General features: G+C 68.5%; 12 protein-coding genes. 4 read left to right on the plus strand and 8 right to left on the minus strand.

What is annotated here, in order from left to right; genetic code table 11:
* Positions 1–43: 43 nt before the first annotated feature.
* The gene (locus IT293_00085) at positions 44–1,105 is read left to right on the plus strand and encodes a sulfatase (protein ID MCC6763035.1); all 1,062 of its coding nucleotides are present in this window, start codon (positions 44–46) and stop codon (positions 1,103–1,105) included.
* Here IT293_00085 and IT293_00090 read toward each other — a convergent pair.
* The 8 genes from IT293_00090 to IT293_00125 all read right to left on the minus strand — a co-directional run bounded on the left by IT293_00090 (position 1,093) and on the right by IT293_00125 (position 14,128).
* Complete coding sequence (locus IT293_00090) at positions 1,093–3,321, minus strand: hypothetical protein (GenBank protein MCC6763036.1); 2,229 nt, start codon at positions 3,319–3,321, stop codon at positions 1,093–1,095. The two genes, IT293_00085 and IT293_00090, sit on opposite strands and share 13 nt — an antisense overlap.
* Positions 3,311–4,963, minus strand: coding sequence for a glycosyltransferase family 39 protein (locus IT293_00095; protein MCC6763037.1), 1,653 nt, complete (start codon positions 4,961–4,963; stop codon positions 3,311–3,313). The genes IT293_00090 and IT293_00095 overlap by 11 nt, the downstream gene beginning before the upstream one ends.
* 50 nt (positions 4,964–5,013) lie before the next feature.
* Positions 5,014–5,751, minus strand: coding sequence for a glycosyltransferase (locus tag IT293_00100; protein ID MCC6763038.1), 738 nt, complete (start codon positions 5,749–5,751; stop codon positions 5,014–5,016).
* Positions 5,748–6,854, minus strand: coding sequence for a hypothetical protein (locus tag IT293_00105; protein ID MCC6763039.1), 1,107 nt, complete (start codon positions 6,852–6,854; stop codon positions 5,748–5,750). The genes IT293_00100 and IT293_00105 overlap by 4 nt, the downstream gene beginning before the upstream one ends.
* A gap of 25 nt (positions 6,855–6,879) precedes the next feature.
* On the minus strand, positions 6,880–9,183 hold the full coding sequence (locus IT293_00110) for a YfhO family protein (protein ID MCC6763040.1): 2,304 nt from the start codon (positions 9,181–9,183) through the stop codon (positions 6,880–6,882).
* Positions 9,184–9,307: 124 nt separating this feature from the next.
* The gene (locus IT293_00115; protein MCC6763041.1) at positions 9,308–11,641 is read right to left on the minus strand and encodes a YfhO family protein; all 2,334 of its coding nucleotides are present in this window, start codon (positions 11,639–11,641) and stop codon (positions 9,308–9,310) included.
* A 133-nt stretch (positions 11,642–11,774) separates the two neighbouring features.
* On the minus strand, positions 11,775–12,353 hold the full coding sequence (locus IT293_00120; GenBank protein ID MCC6763042.1) for a Uma2 family endonuclease: 579 nt from the start codon (positions 12,351–12,353) through the stop codon (positions 11,775–11,777).
* Positions 12,354–12,685: 332 nt separating this feature from the next.
* A complete protein-coding gene (locus IT293_00125) occupies positions 12,686–14,128 on the minus strand; it encodes a UbiA family prenyltransferase (protein ID MCC6763043.1) in 1,443 nt (480 codons plus the stop codon).
* 99 nt (positions 14,129–14,227) lie between these two features.
* On the opposite strand from IT293_00125, the gene IT293_00130 reads away from it, so the two are divergent.
* From IT293_00130 to IT293_00140, 3 genes are read left to right on the plus strand one after another with little or no spacing between them, the layout of a single operon-like run.
* On the plus strand, positions 14,228–14,815 hold the full coding sequence (locus IT293_00130) for a hypothetical protein (protein ID MCC6763044.1): 588 nt from the start codon (positions 14,228–14,230) through the stop codon (positions 14,813–14,815).
* A complete protein-coding gene (locus tag IT293_00135) occupies positions 14,812–17,367 on the plus strand; it encodes a GMC family oxidoreductase N-terminal domain-containing protein (protein MCC6763045.1) in 2,556 nt (851 codons plus the stop codon). The genes IT293_00130 and IT293_00135 overlap by 4 nt, the downstream gene beginning before the upstream one ends.
* Positions 17,364–18,398: an NAD-dependent epimerase/dehydratase family protein gene (locus IT293_00140; protein ID MCC6763046.1), complete on the plus strand. Its 1,035-nt coding sequence runs from the start codon at positions 17,364–17,366 to the stop codon at positions 18,396–18,398. Before IT293_00135 ends, IT293_00140 begins: the two co-directional genes overlap by 4 nt.

Below are 18,398 nucleotides of genomic sequence, written 5' to 3' on the forward strand. Positions count from 1 at the left end.
AATCACGGCCGGCGTGGAGGTTCTCGATCCGGCGATCCTCACGGTGACCGAGCAGGTCCGCACCGCGGGCGTAGCGACGGGCGCCGTGACCGAAGACGGCTGGCTCGCCGCGGGGACCGGCTTCGAGAGAGGTTTCGACGAGTACAAGGAAGACAAGAGCGCGGACATCATGGTTCCCGCAGGCCAAGTCGCCAAAACGTTCGCCGCAGCGAAGGCATGGCTGAAGCGTCACGCGGACCAACGGTTCTTCTTGTTCCTGCATACCTTCCAGGTCCACGATCCCTATGCGCCGCCCACGAAGTACGCGAGCCTGTTTCCCGCGGACGACCACGGCAACGTGATCGGCGCGGCCGCACCGTCGCATGTCCGAGAAGCCAGGGACTACGATCGCGAGATTCGCTACGTGGACGACGAGCTCGGCTCATTGCTGGGCGCGATGGATGATCTCGGCCTCGGCGACAACACCGTATTCGTCGTCGTATCCGATCACGGAGAGGCATTTCTGGAGCACGGCTTCCTCCGTCACAGCTCATTCGTCTTCGAAGAGGTCAGCCACGTGCCCTTGCTGATGCGGGGCCCCGGCATTCCGCGCGGGGTGCGCGTCACCGCGCCCGTCGGTCACGTCGATCTCGCGAACACGATCGCATCGTTCTTCGGTGTCGAGCCGCCGCGTGGCTCGCGTGGCGTCGACCTGCGACGAACGTTTCGCGAGGGGAACTCCGCCGTCGACGGCGCCTTCTACTTCACCGAGTCATGGGGCAGCGTCGTTACCGGCCCGAGCGGCACGCTGACCGCATTCTTTGCACCCGCATTCTCCGTTCGCCAAGGCTCGCGCAAGACTGCGCGCTACAACGGCAACGGTGGATCACGGTGGTCCGAATGCTACGACCTCGCCAAGGACCCCGACGAACGAGTGAATCTATGCGCGGGCACGACGCCGGAGCCGGCGGATCTCGCGGCGACGCTCGACGCCTACCGGGAGGTGGCAGCACGACACCGCGCCCATCTCCTCCCCGCCGACGATGCGCAACCCGAAGGGCCGCGAAAGGCGCCCCTGGATCCCGCGCAGGAGGAAAAACTGCGCGCGCTCGGCTACATCCGGTGAGCTACGATCGAGTGGCGACCGGTGAGGTCGGGCTCCTCCCCGATTCGGGACGCTGCGAGCGGCGGCGACTCGATCACCGGCCCATCCCATCCGACGGCGAAGCCCCCGGGCGCGAATGGGTTCATCGTCACCTCACCTCCGAGAAGCCGTGACCGAAACACCAAGACCACCTGCTGACCGGCATAACGACGCAGATCGACCGTGTCTTCGGTCGCAGGCCGACCCACCCAACCACTGATCGGTACCACGGGTTGGTCGGCCTCGAACACGCGCGTGGCCGGCAGCGCCGTGCCGGTTTCCGGGAGGATCCAGATCTCCGCGACGACGTGCGCATCGGACGACGCCGCATCCGGCGTCCGCATCCCGAGAGCGAAACGGAGCTCGCCGTCCTCCGGTACGGTCGTTCTACATAACGTGTCGGCGAAGGGCTCCGCCGACGAGATGCTCTGGTAGAGCGAACGCAGCAGCACGTGCTCGGCGACGAATCCCGCTTCTGCCGGGACGGTCGCCGTCCAACAATCCGCCAGCAGATGGGACCGCCGCCGGACCGGCAACGGCTCCTGCCGCCGGACGAGAAACGACTGCTGCCGGGGGGGCGCCGAGAAGACCTCGTGGAAGTTCGTTCGAACGTACTCCGTCAGCAACGGGGCGTAGGTCAGCATACCGACCGGATCGGAGAAGAAGTTGCCGTAGCCGCTCACGACGAGCTTCGTGTGGTCGACCTCGGCCTCCGCTGCGGCCCGTGCGCCGGCATCGTGGCCGATGTGCACCGCGTAGTAGTTGTAGTAGCCCGTCGCCATCGGCCGCTCCGCCAGAAACGGGAGCGTCGCCAGCCCCGGCATCGCGAGCACCGAATCCCCCGCGGCCGTGAGGGCGCGGATGGCGCCGACCTGGTAGTTCACCAGCGACGCCGTCAGGGGATCGACGAATACGCCGCCACGCTCGGAGGCGAGGGGAGCCGAGAGCATCCGGCGAACGTCGCGCAGCCACACCGCACCGAATGCGCAGTAACAGCCGAAGAGCAGCACCACCGGCGCGATCACGGCCGATCGCATCGGCCAGTCGACCCGCGCCACGAGCCGCTGGACCAACACGACGGACAGAATCAGGAAGGGCTGATACACGTTGGCGAGGTGATTGAAGTCGGCGCGAGGAAAGACACCCAAAAAGAGAAACGCGGCGAAGACGACGATCACGAGCAGGGACCAATCGGGCTCCTCACCACGATGGCGCCTGAGCCCCACCATGACGCCGCCAGCCAGAAGCGCCACGGGCAACCAATACAGCAGGACGTCCAGGGCCTTGACGACCGTGAGGACCCACGCCGGCCATGCCAGCAGGCCTCCCGTCACGAAGAGCAGCGGGGGGAGGTACACGAGCCCTCCTGCCGCCATGATCTGCCGCTGGCGCCAGAGCTCACCGAAAGGCGGGTAGGCGATCGCGTGATGCTCGGCAAAGCCGTGGAAGGGGCGGATCAGGAGCGAGTCGATCATCGCCGGCCCCGCTCCCGCTGCAGAAAGGTACGCCACCAGCGGCAGGACGACACAGAGACCGCCCAGCGCCACGACGACGAGGCGACTCACGACGCGGCGGCTCGCCTCGCGCATCGTGCCGGCGTGCGCGATCGTCACCGCGGCGACGACCACGGTCGCGGCGGCTCCACCATAGACGCCGTAGTTCTGTTTGAAGGCGACGCCGAAGCCGACGGCCACTCCCGTCGCGAAGAGCTTTCCCGCGGTCGGACGTCGCACCCACGCGAGCTGCAGCGCCAGCGCGACCACCACAGACAAGGCGGCGAAGGGCGAGTAGAACGAGAACGACCAGGCCGGGAACGCCCAGAGGAGGAACGCGACGAACAGCGCCACCACCGCAAGCGCCCACGTTCGTCCGCTCGTGGTTCGTACGATCCAGTACGCCGTCGCGATGGTGAGCAGGTAGCACACGGCGACCGGAACGCGCGACAGCAGCACCGACGGACCGAGCGCCTTGAAGAGCGCCGCGTTCAGCAACCAGATGCCCGGCGCGACGAACATGTCGAGATCCCGGTACGGGACCTTCCCGCCGGCGACCGCAAGCGACTGACCGAGAATGTAGCCCTCGTCGCCCAGCAGAAGGCCACGGCGGAATACGATCACCGAAACGGCCAGGACGACCAGCCCCGTGGCGGGCAATGTCGCGAAACGCCAGAGCCTGCTCACACGCGCCTCACGCACCATCGCGCGCTTCCTTGCGCTCCAGGCCCAACCACCCACCGGGTCCCGAGCCTATATGCCGCTTCACCTCGAACGCGGTCGTGAAATAGGCCGCCGTTTCGGGAAACAGCCGGTCGAAGGAATCGAACTGCGCGTACATCCGCGGGTTGTAGACCACGCACCGCGTCCCCGCCGCCCGCATCCTCGCCACGATGACGTCATCCTCGACGTTTCCCGGAATGATGAGGTCGAACGGCGTCGGGTTCCGCTTCCCCGTCACCACGTAGAGGAGCGGCATGTCCGGCGCGACGAATATCGTCGCGTCACCGTGCGCGCAGGTACCCAGGAAGTCCGCGGCATCGCGCCAGAGATCGGCCTGATACGGATCGACCCGAACGGAAGCGCCGGCGAGATTCATCGGTTCGGAGTGCCATTCGCGGAGGTTCTTCGATCCTTTGATCACGATGGCCAGCGCGCCACATGCGATGGCGACGATCGCCGCACGGCGCACCCAAACGCTCCCTCCGCCGATACGGTCCGTGCAATCGCCGACACGCTTGGCCAAAAGAGCGAGAACGATCAGCAATGGGACCAAGACGACGGCGAGATGCGACCAGATCGCCGACGGAAAGAGGCCGACGAAGAACAGGCAAGCAAACGGAAGCACGACGCGCGCGGCATTGCGCGTGTCGGGATCGAACGACCGGAGTCGATCTACGAGCAACACCGGGGCCGCGGCCAAAGCCAGGAGCGCGGCCCCATAGCCGACGCGGATGCTCCCGCCAATCAGCTCGAGGATGGTTTCGGGCTTGGCGTAGGACGTCCCCCGGAGGAGGTAGTTGAAGAGCAATGGCGGCGAGTACAAGAAGATGAAGCGGCCGTCCTCCATGGGAAGAAGACCGAAAATCGAAGGAATCGGCTGGTGATATGCGTCGAGCTGCGAACGCGCGATGACGAGCAGCGTATCGAAGAGGAATGCGCCGAAGGTGCCGGCCCAGGCCAGATATCCGATGACGGGCAAACCGACGACGAGCCCGGCGGCCACCGGCACCGCCAACACGCCGCCGATGGACCGCCGTCCGAGCACGCTGTCCCGCCGGCTCCACAACAACGAGACGAGACCGGAGACCAACACGAGGCCGCCGTAGTTCTGTTTGAAGACACCACACGACACCACGAGCGCCCCGACCGCGGCGCCGTCGCGGACCCGCCCGAGCTCGAGATAGCGAAGCAGGAACAGCAAGGCGGCGAGCGCGCAGAGCAGCGAGACGGAGGAATACGCCAGCATCGTGAACGCGGGGAAGCTCATGATGGCGAGGGCGAGGTACAGCAGCGTCGTCATCCAGGCCCAGCTCCTCCCCGCGAGCCTACGCGCGAGATCCCATACGACCACCGTCGTCGCCGTATTGACGCCGACCGCGGCCCACCTCGTGACGACGACGTCCGCTCCGAACACGCGCAGGAGGCCGGCTGCCATCCAATAGATGCCGGGAAAGATCCCGGTGTAGATGTCGCTGTAGAGGCGGTCGCCGTTCAGAAGGCGGTAGCCGATCTGAACGATCTGTCCCTCGTCGAGAGCGACGTGGCTCAAGGCATACGTCGGAAGCTGTGCTGCGGTGGCGACGACGGCCACCAGCACGACTTCAGCCCGCGATCGAGAGAGCATGCCGATCGCTAAATCTATTGGGTTCCGTGGCCGCCTCACAACAACCGAAATCAGGAACGATCCCGCCAGAGTCGCAGCAGGTCGCGCAGCGCCACGAGCATGTGGCGCGGGCCGAGCTTCGAACCGGGGACGTCTCTCCAGGCGGCCAGCGGCTGCTCGTAGAACAGTCGCTCCGCCTGAGCGTCTCCGATTCCCGACCGGAGGCGGGCAATCACCTCGACGTCGAATGCCCAGCGACTCGCAAACGCGGAGGCGAACGCATCGCGGACACGCGCATCCGCGCGGAAGAGCTTCGCGCCGCATTGTGTGTCGTAGACCGGCAGCCGGAGCACGATCGACGCTCCCGTCGCGAAGACGCGCCCCAGATAGTGGCGTACGTTCCGCCGGCGCACGTCGGCTCCCAGACGCCGGACCCGACATCCGAGGACGGCGAGGACCGCCGGATTCGTCCGTAAGACCTCGCGGAGGCGCGTGATCTCGTCGAGCGGCGTGGAGAGGTCGGCGTCCCAATAACCGACGGATTCACAACCCAAGCTCAGCGCCACGAGCATACCGGTGCGTACCGCCTCGGCCTTGCCGGCGTTCTCCGCCATGTGATGGACTGCAATCGCGCCCGGCTCACTCGACCGAAGCTCGTCCAGCCGCTCGGCGGTGCGATCCCGGCTGCCGTCATCGACGAAAAGGAAACCCACGTCGGGATGCCGGCGCGCATGGTCGAGGAACGCCGCGCCATCCAAACGCGCTTCCTCGTTGAAGCACGGCACGACGATGACGGTCGGGCGGGTCATGATGGCCCGCCTGGACTTCGAGGCAGCCGTGGAACATCCCGTCCGCCCGACCGAGCGGCGACGACGCGAATGGCCTCCTCCGCCAGCCGGGCAGCCAGCAGGTCGCTTCCGTGATCGTTGAGATGCAATCCGTCACACGCGCGATACACGCCCGGCAGAAAGCTCTCTGGACCGAGTTCGTTCGTCAGATCGACGAGTGGGACGCGTTCACCGACGACGCGCGCCAGATACGCCTTGGTATCGTCGACGATCCCCGGCTCGAATTGCACGGGACATTCTGGGTTCAAGGGCGTCTCGTAGAAGAGGCAGCGGCCGGTCTCGCGGCAAAGCCCCACCAGCATCTCGAACGCACGCGTGTTGGCATTCGCGAGGTCGAGCTGCGTCCGATCGAAGACATATTCGCGGACGACCGGCGGAGGCTGAATGGGTGGCTGGATGACAGGCGGTCGGACGAGCTTATCGCAGAGATATGCAAGGGACATCCACGGGTGCTCCTGACAGGACTCCCACAGCAGCTCGCGTATACGCGGCGCGAATCGCGAGATCGACAGATGCGACGTTGAAAAGCTGGCCGCGATCTCTTCGAGCCCGTACCGTCGGACCAAATACGCGAGGGGAAGGTACCGCAAGCTTCCCTCGGAGCCGACCAATGGCGCGGCCCGGTTGGCGGTGAGTAGGGCTCCACCATCCATTCTGCCAAAAATTCTCGGATTGACCGCATAGATGACCAGGGCCGGCGAGTACGTCATCGCCGCGGCGACGAGAACGAGCGCATCCTCGGCATGCAACCCGATGTGACTGAGGTCGACGACCTCGGCCGAAGGCAATCCCGCGCGGCGGAGCGCCCGCTGCAATTGAAACGGGAGGTTCGCCCCCGGCTTCGGCATGGCGTGGGCCACGGTCGAGTCGCCGACGATGAAGAAGTACGGTGCATCCGACCGGTGCGCCACATCGAGAATGTCGAATACGTAATGCATGTGCTGTCCGCCCGTCCGATCTCGCAGCGGATCGCTCGGGTGTTCGTATGTCGGTCGAAGCAGCTCGGTGGTGAGTCGGGGCGCAACGATCCCGTTGCTGGCTACCAAGATGATCGCCACCAGCATCCAAGCTTCGATCGATCTCGAGCGTTCATGCCTCATCGCGTTGCACGCCCATCCATCGGTCGGTGACCGCCAACGCGCCGATCGCGCAGAGGGCCGCGAGGCTGATGAGAAGCCCCGTTCTCACGCTCGCCGGCTCATAGCGAAAGGTCACGACATGGTGGCCCGCCGTGACGCGCACGGCGCGGACGACGTGGTTCGCCGCATAGATCGGTGTCGCCATGCCGTCGACGGTCGCCTGCCAACCCGGATAGTAGGTGTCCGTCAACACGAGGTATCCCGGCGCGTCGACGTCCGCCTCGATCTGCACCTCTCGCGGTTCGTAGCGCACGACGCGCGCCGGCGTGACGGCCGTCGCGATCGTCCCCCTGGGGTCAGACTCCATCGGATCGGGCTCTCGTTCGACGACCACGGTACTTCGCGGATCGAACGTGGGCATGAGAACGGCCGCGAGGCTGGCCGCTGCGTCGGCGACATGCACGAAATGCGTGGCCACGTAGGCGCGCGGGAGCGGCGCCGCGTGCTCGTACAAGAGATAGTCCAGGCCCGCCACGTCGGGCACGAGACGCCACGGCGAGGCAGGTGCGCCGAGCGCCAGATGCCCGCCGCTCGCCCGGTGTTCGACCCAGTACCTCAGGCTCAACACGTCGAGCGCCTTGCGCATCGGACTCGACGGCTCGACGTTCAGGAATCCCGTGAAAGGCACGATCCTTTGCGTCTGCGCGATGGAATCGAAGAGATCCTCGAAGCGCACGAGACTCAGTGGCTCGTAATCGGTGATCGCGTAGACTTTGCGTAGCGTGCCCTGCTTCGCCGTCACCGAGTAGTCGAACCCTATGGGGTCGTGAAGATAGGTTCGACCGAGCCCCTGGTTGGCGCGGATGTAGTCGAAGATCGGATCTTGCCGGTGGAGTATCTCGACGCCATGGAACGGGTGCCGAAACACGTTGGTGGAGCCGTGCACGAGGTCGGCAACCGCGCAGCCTACGGCGATCATCACGAAAGCGCGGCGCCGGCGAACGTCCGGCGCGAAGAAAGCCGCGCCGATCGCACATGCCGCACCGATGGCCAAGACGAGATCCACCGTCGCCAGGGACGATCGACGCCACAAGAGTGTTGCTCCGAGGCCGAGCAATCCCCATCCCAACATGAGCCTCGGAACACGGCGCGTGGGCCGATCTCCGGAGAGCGCATCCATCCCGAAGGCCGCGAGGAGGGCGGCCGAGAACGCGACGAGAAAGGAGATCCGCCGCGGCTCGCGAAACAGGCGCGCGCCGGGCAAATGCAAATACACGTGCTCGAAGAACGGAGTGTGCGGCCCGAGGGCGATCAGCAAGCTCGCGACGAGAACGACCCAGAAGACGGCGCGCGGCATCAGCCGCCGGCTCGCGGCCAGCGACGTGGCGACGAGAGCGAGCACGATCGGCCCCAGGAAGAAGGGGCCGATGAACGGTTTGGTGGTGCGCCAATCGAGCATCTCGTCGACCAATCGCTGCGGCGACAACGACATGAATGGGATGAGCTGCTGCATCGTGAGCCCGCCGACCCGCCGGGGTCCGAGCATCTGAAGCTCGCGCGCCGGTAGGAGCTGCACCGCCGCCGCGGCGACGCCGAGGCCGAGGCCGAGCCCGAGTAGGACGACCATCCTCACGAGCGCCGCTCTCGTCACGCCCGTCCACGCGAGAGCGGCGATCCGCAGGCCCGCGTAGAGCACCACGACGTACGTCGTATAAAGCCAGAAATGCGTCCACCCGCTGAGCAGCGCCAGCGCGATCGGCACCGCAAGCAGCGCCGCATGCGACGCACGACCCGACACGACGATCCGTTCGACGGCGATCAACGCGAGCGGCAGCCAGGCCGCCGAGGCGATCGCTGGCGTGAACCAGCTTGCCAGGCCCGCCATGAAGCCGCAAAACATATAGACGGCCGCCGCGCCGAAGCACGCGACGGGCGCGAGCCCGATCTCGGCCGCGTAGCGATGGGTAAACCATCCCGCGAGCGTCAAGTGCAGCACGATGACAGCCTCGATCGCGACCGCCGTCGGCAGGAAGAGGTACAGAACGTTCGGCGGGTAGCAGACACCGTACAGGGTCGTTGCGAGGAAGGGATGACCCGCGAACTGGTACGGATTCCAGAGCGGGAAAACACCGTCGCGGATCCACGCCGCCGCCCGAAAAGACATCGGGTAGATCTGCATGAAGAAGTCGGCATTGCCGAACCCCGGGGCGAACGGATGGTCCCACGCGGGACGGATGATGCGAAAGTACCAGAACATTGCCGCGCCGGCGGTAATCAGCGCGGCGCCGCCGGCGCGTCGCCACCGCCCTGCCACGGCTTTCATTGCCGCCCCACGAACGAGGCAGCCGCAATCAGGGCGCTCACGATTCGCATCGCGGTGCTCGTATGCGTTGGATTCGCCTTCTCGACATCGATCTCGCTCCCTGGGGCGACAAGCTCTAAGGTCGCGGGGTCGCCTTCTCCGCGGGGCATGATGGCGCGCGCGGCCGGACGCCTACCACGAGAGTCGCGAGCACCAGCAGCGCGAGGCCGCTGACGAGCGCCCCGCGCTGCACGCTCGCGGGCTCGTAGCGGAACGCGACGACGTGATGGCCGGCCCCGACCGGCACGGCCCGTACCAGGTGATTCGCGGGATGGATCGCAGCCGGCGCCTCATCCACCGTGGCGCGCCACCCGGGATACCAGGTGTCGGTCAGCACGAGCACGCCGGCCGCTGGTGCGTCCACCTCGACTCGGACCATTCGCGGCTCGTAGCGCGTGATGCGCGCCGGAACCACGGGGGACGGAGCGGCGCTCGACCCACGCGGCGCCGCCAGATCCGGCACGTCCTCGACGATCACGCTCCGGCGCGGATCGAATCCGGGCGCGAGCAGCGCGCCGAGACTCGCGGCGGCGTCGGCGACGCCCACGACGTGCGTCGCCACGTACGCGCGCGGCAGCGGCGACGCGTGCTCGAAGAGCTGGTACCTCTGGGTCGCGACCGCTGGCACGGGCCGCCAGGGTGATCCCGGCGCGCCCAGCATCCGTCGCATGTCGGCGTTCGCGTTGGCCACGACCCAATATTTCAGGCTCAGCACGTCCAGCACGCCGAGGTGCGGACTCGCCGGGTCGACCTTCAGCCACCCCGTGAACGGCGCGATACCGCGCGGCATGCCGATCGCGTCGTAGACCTCCTCGAACCGCAAGAGATTCAACGGCTCGTAGTCGGTGATCGAGTAGATCTCGTTGAGCGTGCCCTGCTTGTTCATCACCGAGTAGTCGAAGCCGATCGCGTCGTGCAGATACGTGCGCCCGAGTCCCTGGCGTGCACGCACGTAGTCGAGGATGCGGTCCTGCTCGTGCAGGATCGCGACGCCGTGGAACGGGTGGCGAAAGACGTTTCGCGTCGCGTACGCGAAGTTCGCGACGACGAGGACGGTGACCACCGCCGCCACGTTCGCACGCAAGCGCGCGCCGCGCGCGCGGACCGTCGCGACGAAGAGGCAGGAAGCGATGCCGATGAGCCCGAGCTCGACGCCCGCGAGCGGTGCTCGTAGCGCGAGGCCCGCCGCTCCGCCCGCGAGGACGATGATGCCGACCGCGGCCGCGAGCGCGCGGCGAGCGGCCGAGCCGCTCCGCAGCACGTCCACGCCGAATCCGGCCAGTGCCGCCGCCGAGAACGCCACCAAGAACGCGATCCGCTGCGGCAGCCGGAACAGTCGCGCGAACGGCAGACGCAGGTAGACGTGCTCGAAGAACGGCGTATTGAGCGCGACGGCGACGAGAGCACTCGCCACGAGCATGATCCACATCGCGGCGGCGGCGACGCGGCTCCGCAGCGCGCAGAGCGACATGCCGACGAGCGCCAGGACGATCGGACCGAAATAGAAGACGCTGATGAACGGTCGGGTCGCCCGCCAGTCGATCGCTTCGAACGCGAGACGGGCAGGCGGCAGCGACATGAACGGCACGAGCTGCGCCATCGTGACCCCGCCGAGTCGCCGCGGACCGAGCGCCTGGAGCTCGCGCGTCGGGAGCAGCTGCACCGCGGTGAGCGCCGTGCCGACGCCGACCGCGGCCACGAGCAGCGCAATGACGCCCGCGAGCACCGTAGGCGGTGTCCCGTGCCAGGCCAGCGCCACCAGCCGCACGCCGGCATACAACCCGACGGCGTACACGGTGTAGAGCCAGAACTGCGTCCACCCACCGAGAAGCGCAAGCGCGAGCGCCGTCGCGAGGAGGGCCGCGCTCCGCGCGTCGCGGCGCGCGAGCAGGCGCTCGACGGCGATCAGCGCGAGCGGCAGCCACGTCGACGACGCGACCGCGGGCGTGAACCAGTTCGCCTGGCTCGTCATGAAGCCGCAGAACATGTACACGGCGGCGGCCGCGAGGCGCGCGATCGGCGCGAGACCGATGATTTCCGCGTAGCGGTACGTAAACCATCCCGAGAGGATGAGGTGGAGCACGACCACGGCTTCGATGGCCGCGGCCGTCGGCAAGAGCAGGTACAGGACGTTCGGCGGGTAGCACAGGCCATAGAGCGCCGCCGCGTGGAACGGATGACCCGCCAGCTGGTAAGGATTCCAGAGCGGGAAGACGCCGTCTGCGATCCACGCCGCGGCGCGGAACGACATCGGGTAGATCTGGGCGAAGAAGTCGACGTTCCCGAGACCGGCGGCGAACGCTACGTCCGCGGCGGGGCGGATGAAGCGGAACCACCAGAACGCGACCGCGCCGACGGCGATCAGCGCGAAGGCCGCGACACGCGGGAGGCCCCGCTCGCCGCCGCTCATGGGAGGCGCGCGAGCAGCAACACCGCGATGAGCGAGCCCATCTCACCGAAGAGCGGAACGAAGGCGGGTGAACTCTTCGCCCACGACGCGCCGCCAGTCATGCGGCCGCCTGCGCTCGTCCGATCCCGCGTGGTCAACCTTGCGGACCTTCGTCGGCTGCCGGCAGGCCGAGCCGGTCGATCTCTGTCCACAGCGCGTCGAGGTCGAGCACGAGCCCATCGCAACCGGGGATCGTCGAAAGGCGTCCTTCGCCGGCGGCGAGCGCCCGTACGTATCGCCCGTCCGCGCCGAGCTCGAGCAGCTCGACGGTGCGCTCCACCGGATCGACGATCCAGTAGAACCGGATACCGAACGTTGCGTAGTCGGAGACCTTCTCGACGCGGTCGCGACGCGCGTCCCGGGGCGTCGGCGAGACGATTTCGACCGCGAGATCGGGAGGGGTGTACACGGCGCCGCGAGCTTCCGGCACCGCGCCGCCGGGCACGTACACGCTGACGTCGGGTTTCCGCCCACGTCGCGCGGCCACGGCGAACTTCGCCTCCGAGCCGATGACGAATCCGCCCCGGTCCGCCAGCCACGAGCGGAAGGTCCAGACGAGCCACGTCACCACGATCTCGTGCACGACATCGGGCACTTCTTCCTCCACGAGGCGTCCGTCGACGAGCTCGCCCGATTCGTCCTCGGGGAGAGCTGCCCACTCGGCGATCGACAGCAGGCGTTCGTCCGGATCGTGCCCGCGCAGTTCCTGGCCCACGATCTCGGACGGTACCACGGCGTTCCAGGTACGAGCCAGGCCGTTCGCGCGCTACGCTACGAGTAGGGGTATGCCCATTCGGCTGGCGGTATCGCCAATGGCTCGTTGCTCGAGGTCCGTGAGAGGGGCCGCGGATCCAGCTGCAACACTCGCGAAATCATTGGTTTCGATTGTCATGATTATCGAAAGCTACCCCTCTCACGATTTGCTTCGCCCACCCGGCCCGAGCGTCGCCGTCGGCGCGCCGATCGACCCCGAGGAACGCCAGCGCGGCGCCCCTCGCCGCCCGTTCACAAGAGGCGCGCGAGCAGCAACACCGCCGCGATCAGCGATCCCACGATCCAGCTCTCGCGGTCCGTGATCGCGAACAACACCGGGTCGTCGTGCAGCTGGCCGCGGAACGCGAGCATCCAGATGCGGCTGATCCAGTAGAGGAGCAGCGGGCAGATCAGCCAGAGGAGCTCCGGACGGGCGTAGACACCGACGACGCGGTCGCTGTTGATGTAGAGCGCCGCGACCAGCACCGCGATGTAGCCGCTCACCGCGCCGTTGACGGCGACGAGCTGGAGGTCGGTCGGGTAGTAGCCCCGCACGCGGAGCTCCGGCGGCTCGCCGCGCAGCACGTAGAGCTCGGCGTAGCGCTTCACGAAGGCCAGGCTCAGGAAGAAGAACAACGAGAAGCCGAGGATCCACGGCGACGGCCAGACGTGCGTCGCCGCGGCGCCCGCGATCACCCGGCCGGTGTAGAGCAACGCGAGCACGATGACGTCGACGAGCGGCACGTGCTTCAAGCGGAACGAGTACGCGGTGGTGACCGCCAGATAGACCGTCAGCACGCCGAGGAACGCGGGCGGCAGGAAGAGCCACGCGATCCCGAATCCCGCGACGAGACACGCCGGAATGAGCGCGAGCCCCGCCGCGAGCGGCAGATCGCCCGCGGCGAACGGCCGGCGGCTCTTGGTGCGGTGGCGGCGGTCGGCGGCGAGGTCGAGGAGGTCGTTGGCGACGTACACGGCCGACGCGCAGACGCTGAAGGCGGCGAAGGCCAGGGCGGCGTCGAGGAAGAGCGGCAGCTCGCGCGCCTCGGGCGCCATGAGCAGCGGGACGAAGACGAGGAAGTTCTTGACCCACTGCGGCACGCGGAGCGCCCGGGCGAGCGCCGACACCCGCCGCGCCGGAGAGGTGAAGATCCGGTCCACACGCGGTCCGGCGCGGCGCGCGAGGTCCGCATCGTTGCTGACGACGATCGCCCGCCGCGCGGCCTCCCAGACGGGCACGTCGGCCGGGCTGTCGCCGGCGTAGTCGAAGCCGCCCGTTCCGAAGCGCTCGACGAGCGCGGCCCGCTTGGCGGCTCCCTTCAGGTTCGTCGCGGCGTCGGTCGCGATCACGTCGTCGAAAAGGCCGAGGTGGCGGGCGACCGCGCGCACGATCGACTCGTGGGCAGCCGAGACCAGGAGGAGCGACCGCCCCTTGGCGCGCTCCACGCGCAGGAACTCGAGTAGCTCGTCGCGGTAGGGCAGCGCCGCGGGATCGAGCGTGACCCGCTTGGCGACCTCGTCCTTCAGCACCGCCTTGCCGCGCAGCAGCCAGATCGGCAGCAGTAGAACCGCGGACGGGGCGCCCTTGAGGAGCAGCAGCGTCGCCTCGACCAGGGAATCGGTACGCAGCAGCGTGCCGTCGAGGTCGACGCAGAGCGGTACGTCGTCGGCCGGCACGCGCGTTCCCGAGACCATCTGCACCTTCGGTGCGTCGTAGCATGGCCCTTCGGGGGCCTACCAGCCGCAATCAGGCCCCGGGGTTCATTGTCGTCGCCCTCACGTCGACGTGCTACGGTGGCGCCTCGGTTCGAGGCCGTCCCGGCCCGCCAGAGCCACCACGGCATCGTGACGCACACCGACCCCCAAACGATCGTCCCGGATCTTCCGGCGCCCACCCTGCGGCGGAAGCTCGGCCACATCGCCGCGCTCGCCACCGATCGGACGGTCGCGGCCATCGCCGAGTGTCTCGCGCCCGACTTCCCCCGGCTCGACGCCGCGACCCGCGCCGCCGTGCTGTCCGACGTGACCGCCTTCACGGCGTCCCAGGTCGGCGCCCTGCCCGACTTCCTCCGCTATCCGTATCGCCTGGTACTCATGGCCTTCGAATGGCTCGCCGTGCCGCGCTACGGACGGCCGTTCGTCGCGCTCGATGCCGAGCGCCGCCGGGCGTGGGTCGACCTCTGGGCCGAGTCGCCGCTCGGCGCGACCCGCAACTTCGTGAAGCTCGTCCGCAGCTGCGCGCTCCTCGCGTTCTACGACCATCCCGCGCTGCAGGACGCCTTGCGCCTCCAGGCGGGCCAGGACGCCGAGCCTCCGAAGGACGCGCCGTCCGCGATCGACGCGCTCGCCGCGCCGGCCCCGCGCGTGGGAGCCGCCTCGTGACGCGCGGCATCGTCCGCGACGCGGCATGCACGCTCACGACCGAGATCCTCGTCATCGGCTCCGGCGCGGGCGGCTCCGTCACCGCCGCCGCCCTCGCGGAGGCCGGCCACGACGTGCTCCTCCTCGAGGAGGGACCCGCGGCCGACACCTCGCACATCACGAGCAACTCGGTCGACGCGATCACGACCCTCTACCGGAACGGCGGCATGACGCCGATCCTCGGGCGCCAGACCGTCGCCTACGTCGAAGGTCGCTGCGTCGGCGGCTCGACCGAGATCAACAGCGGTCTCTGGCACCGGCTCCCGGACGACGCGTACCACCGCTGGCGATCCGACGTGCTGCTCGCGGACTTCTCGCCGGAGCGGATGGCGCCCTATTTCGAGCGTATCGAGCGTGATCTCTCGGTGTCGCTCATCCCCGACGACGAGATTCCGAAGAGCTCGCGCCTCTTCCGCAAGGGCATCGAGAGCCTCGGCTGGGCCTACCAGCAGGTGCCGCGCTGCCAGAAGAACGGCGGCAGCCAGTTCGCGCCGGGCGCGAAACAATCGATGCAGCGCACCTACATCCCGCGCGCCGTCGCGGCGGGCGCGCGCCTCGTCGCCGACTCGAAGGCGACGAAGCTCGTGACCGAAGGCGACCGGGTCGTCGGCGTCGAGGTGCTGCAGCGGCCGGCCACCGAGCGGCGCCGCTGCGAGATCCGCGCCGACACGGTCTTCCTCTGCGGCGGCGCCATCCAGACCCCGGCGCTGCTGCGCCGCAGCGGCATCAAGCGCAACATCGGCAACAGCCTCCGCATCCACCCGATGATCAAGGCGGCCGCGCTCTTCGACGAGGAGGTCGAGGCGCACGAGGACGCCCTCCCCGTCTATCAGGTGAAGGAGTTCTGGCCGACGATCACGATGGGCGGCGCGGTCTTCACGCCGGGCTTCCTCGCGATGATCCTCGCCGACAGCTGGAAGGCCTACCGGCACGCGATGCGCGACTGGCCCCGCATGGGCCTCTACTACGCCGGCACGCGCGCCATGGTGCGCGGCTCCGTGCGCGCGATCCGCGGGCTCGATGACGGGGTCGTGATCCGTTACCGGCTCTCGGAGGCCGACCGCCGGAACCTGAGCACCGGGCTCGGCCTCCTCGGCGAGCTACTGTTCGCGGCGGGCGCGCGTGCCGTTTATCCCTCGCTCACGGGGGCGCCGATCCTGCGCTCCGCCGATCAGTGCCGCGGCATGGTGCAGGCGCCGATCCCCCTCGGCTCGATGGCGCTCTCGAACGTGCACGCGTTCAGCACGTGCCCGATGGGCGAGAACCGCGATGTCTGCGCGACCGACTCCTTCGGCAAAGTGCACGGCTTCCGCAACCTCTACATCAACGACGCGAGCCTCGTCCCCGACGCCCCGGGCGTGAACCCGCAGGGCACGACGATGGCGATCGCGTTCCGCAACGCGGAGCACTTCATGGACGAGCGACGTTCGCTTCCGGCGCGCCGGCGCGCCGCGACGACGGAGCGCCCCGCGCTCCTCCTGACCGGCGCGCCGGGCTGGCTCGGCACGCGGCTCGCCGAAGTCTTGATCCAGGGGCTGCCGAGCGTGCCGTCGCTCGCGACGCCGCGGGCCGGCGTGCTGCGCTGCCTCGTCCGCCCCGCCGACGACGCGCGCGGCCTCGAGCGGCTCTCGGAGCGCCTCGCGCTCTCGCCCGGCGACCTCACCGACGCGCCGTCGCTTCGCGACCTCTGCCGCGACGCCGAGGGTGCGACGCTCTTCCACGTCGCGGGCCTCATCCATCCGCGGCTCTGGACGAGCGACTTCGACCGCGTCAACGTCGAGGGCACGCGCGCGCTGCTCGCCGCCGCCGAGGAGGCGGGGGTGCGGCGCGTCGTCGTCGTCTCGTCCAACTCGCCGCTCGGCTGCAATCCGCCGATCCCGGGCCACGTCTTCGACGAGTCGTCGCCTTCCAACCCGTACATGGGCTACGGCCGCTCGAAGGCGCGCATGGAGGCGCTCGTCCGCGAGGTGCAGGCGCGCGGCCGCCTCGAGACCGTCCTCGTCCGCCCGCCGTGGTTCTACGGACCGCACCAGCCGCCGCGCCAGACGCTCTTCTTCACCATGATCAAGGACGGCAAGTTCCCGGTGCTCGGCGATGGCACGCAGCGGCGGTCGATGGCCTACGTCGACAACATCTGCCAGGGACTGCTGCTCGCCGCCGCCGCCCCGCGGGCGAACGGCGAGACCTACTGGATCGCCGACGCCCGCCCCTACACGATCACCGAGATCGTCGAGACCGTCACCGAGGTGCTGGAATCGTTCGGCTTCGCGTGCAAGCGGAAGCAGACGCGGCTGCCGCGCGCGGTCGGGGAGGTCGCGCGCGTCGTCGACGGCGCGCTCCAGGGCCTCGGCCTCTATCAGCAGAAGATCCACGTGCTCGGCGAGATGCACCAGTCGATCGCCTGCTCGATCGCGAAGGCCGAGCGCGACCTCGGCTACGCGCCGACGGTCGCGCTCCGCGACGGCATGCGGGCGTCGATCGAGTGGTGCCTCGCGAACGGACACCACATCTGATGCGCGCGCTCATCACCGGCGGATCCGGGTATTTCGGCTGTCTGCTGCGCGACCGGCTCGTCGCCCGCGGCGACGCGGTGCGCGTCTTCGATCTCGTCGACGTCGACGACCGCCCCGCGAGCGTCGCGTACGTCGCCGGCGACATCCGCGACGCCGCCGCCGTGCGACGCGCCTGCGAGGGCATCGACGTGGCTTACCACAACGTCGCGCAGGTCCCGCTCGCGAAGGACCGGGCGCTCTTCTGGGCCGTGAACCACGGCGGCACCGAGAATCTGCTGAGCGCGGCGCGCGACGCGCGCGTCCGCAAGGTCGTCCACACCTCGACGAGCGCGGTCTTCGGCGTCCCGAAGAAGAACCCGGTCGACGAGACCACCGAGCCGACCCCCATGGAGGAGTACGGCAGGGCGAAGCTCGCCGGCGAGCAGCTCGTCGCCCGCTTCGCCGCCGAGCACGGCCTCGACGTCACCATCATCCGGCCGCGCACGATCGTCGGCCACGGCCGCCTCGGCATCTTCCAGATCCTCTTCAACTGGGTCGAGGAGGGCCGGAACATCCCCGTGCTCGGCGCGGGTGACAACCGCTACCAGTTCGTCCACGCCGACGACCTCGCCGACGCCTGCGTCCGTGCGGCCGACCGGCCGGGAAGCACCACCTACAACATCGGCGCCGAGAAGTTCGGGACGATGCGCGAGGTGCTGGAGGCGCTCTGCCGCCACGCCGGCACCGGCAGCCGCGTGTACGCGGTGCCGATGGGCCTCGCGACCGCCGCCATGCGGCTCACGAGCGCGCTCGGCCTCTCGCCGCTCGGCCCGTACCATTCGCTCATGTACGGACGGAGCCTCTACTTCGACGTCGGCAAGGCGAAGCGCGAGCTCGCCTGGAGCTCGCGCTGGTCGAACGACGAGATGCTCTGCCAGTCCTACGACTGGTACCGCGCCCACAAGACGGAGATCCTGAGCGCGAAGGACGCCTCGCCCCACCGCTCGGCGCTGAAGCAGGGCGTGCTGGCGCTGGTGCGCCGGCTGTCCTGA

The organism is Deltaproteobacteria bacterium (assembly GCA_020848745.1).
In the GTDB taxonomy this organism is placed as follows: Bacteria; Desulfobacterota; Binatia; order UTPRO1; family UTPRO1; genus UTPRO1.

What these genes read in the sequence shown, in the direction of transcription:
- IT293_00090 (MCC6763036.1), bottom strand. Translation starts at nt 3,321, where the DNA reads ATGGTGCGTGAGGCGCGTGTGAGCAGGCTCTGGCGTTTCGCGACATTG.
- IT293_00095 (MCC6763037.1), bottom strand. Translation starts at nt 4,963, where the DNA reads ATGCTCTCTCGATCGCGGGCTGAAGTCGTGCTGGTGGCCGTCGTCGCC.
- IT293_00100 (MCC6763038.1), bottom strand. Translation starts at nt 5,751, where the DNA reads ATGACCCGCCCGACCGTCATCGTCGTGCCGTGCTTCAACGAGGAAGCG.
- IT293_00105 (MCC6763039.1), bottom strand. Translation starts at nt 6,854, where the DNA reads ATGCTGGTGGCGATCATCTTGGTAGCCAGCAACGGGATCGTTGCGCCC.
- IT293_00115 (MCC6763041.1), bottom strand. Translation starts at nt 11,641, where the DNA reads ATGAGCGGCGGCGAGCGGGGCCTCCCGCGTGTCGCGGCCTTCGCGCTG.
- IT293_00125 (MCC6763043.1), bottom strand. Translation starts at nt 14,128, where the DNA reads ATGGTCTCGGGAACGCGCGTGCCGGCCGACGACGTACCGCTCTGCGTC.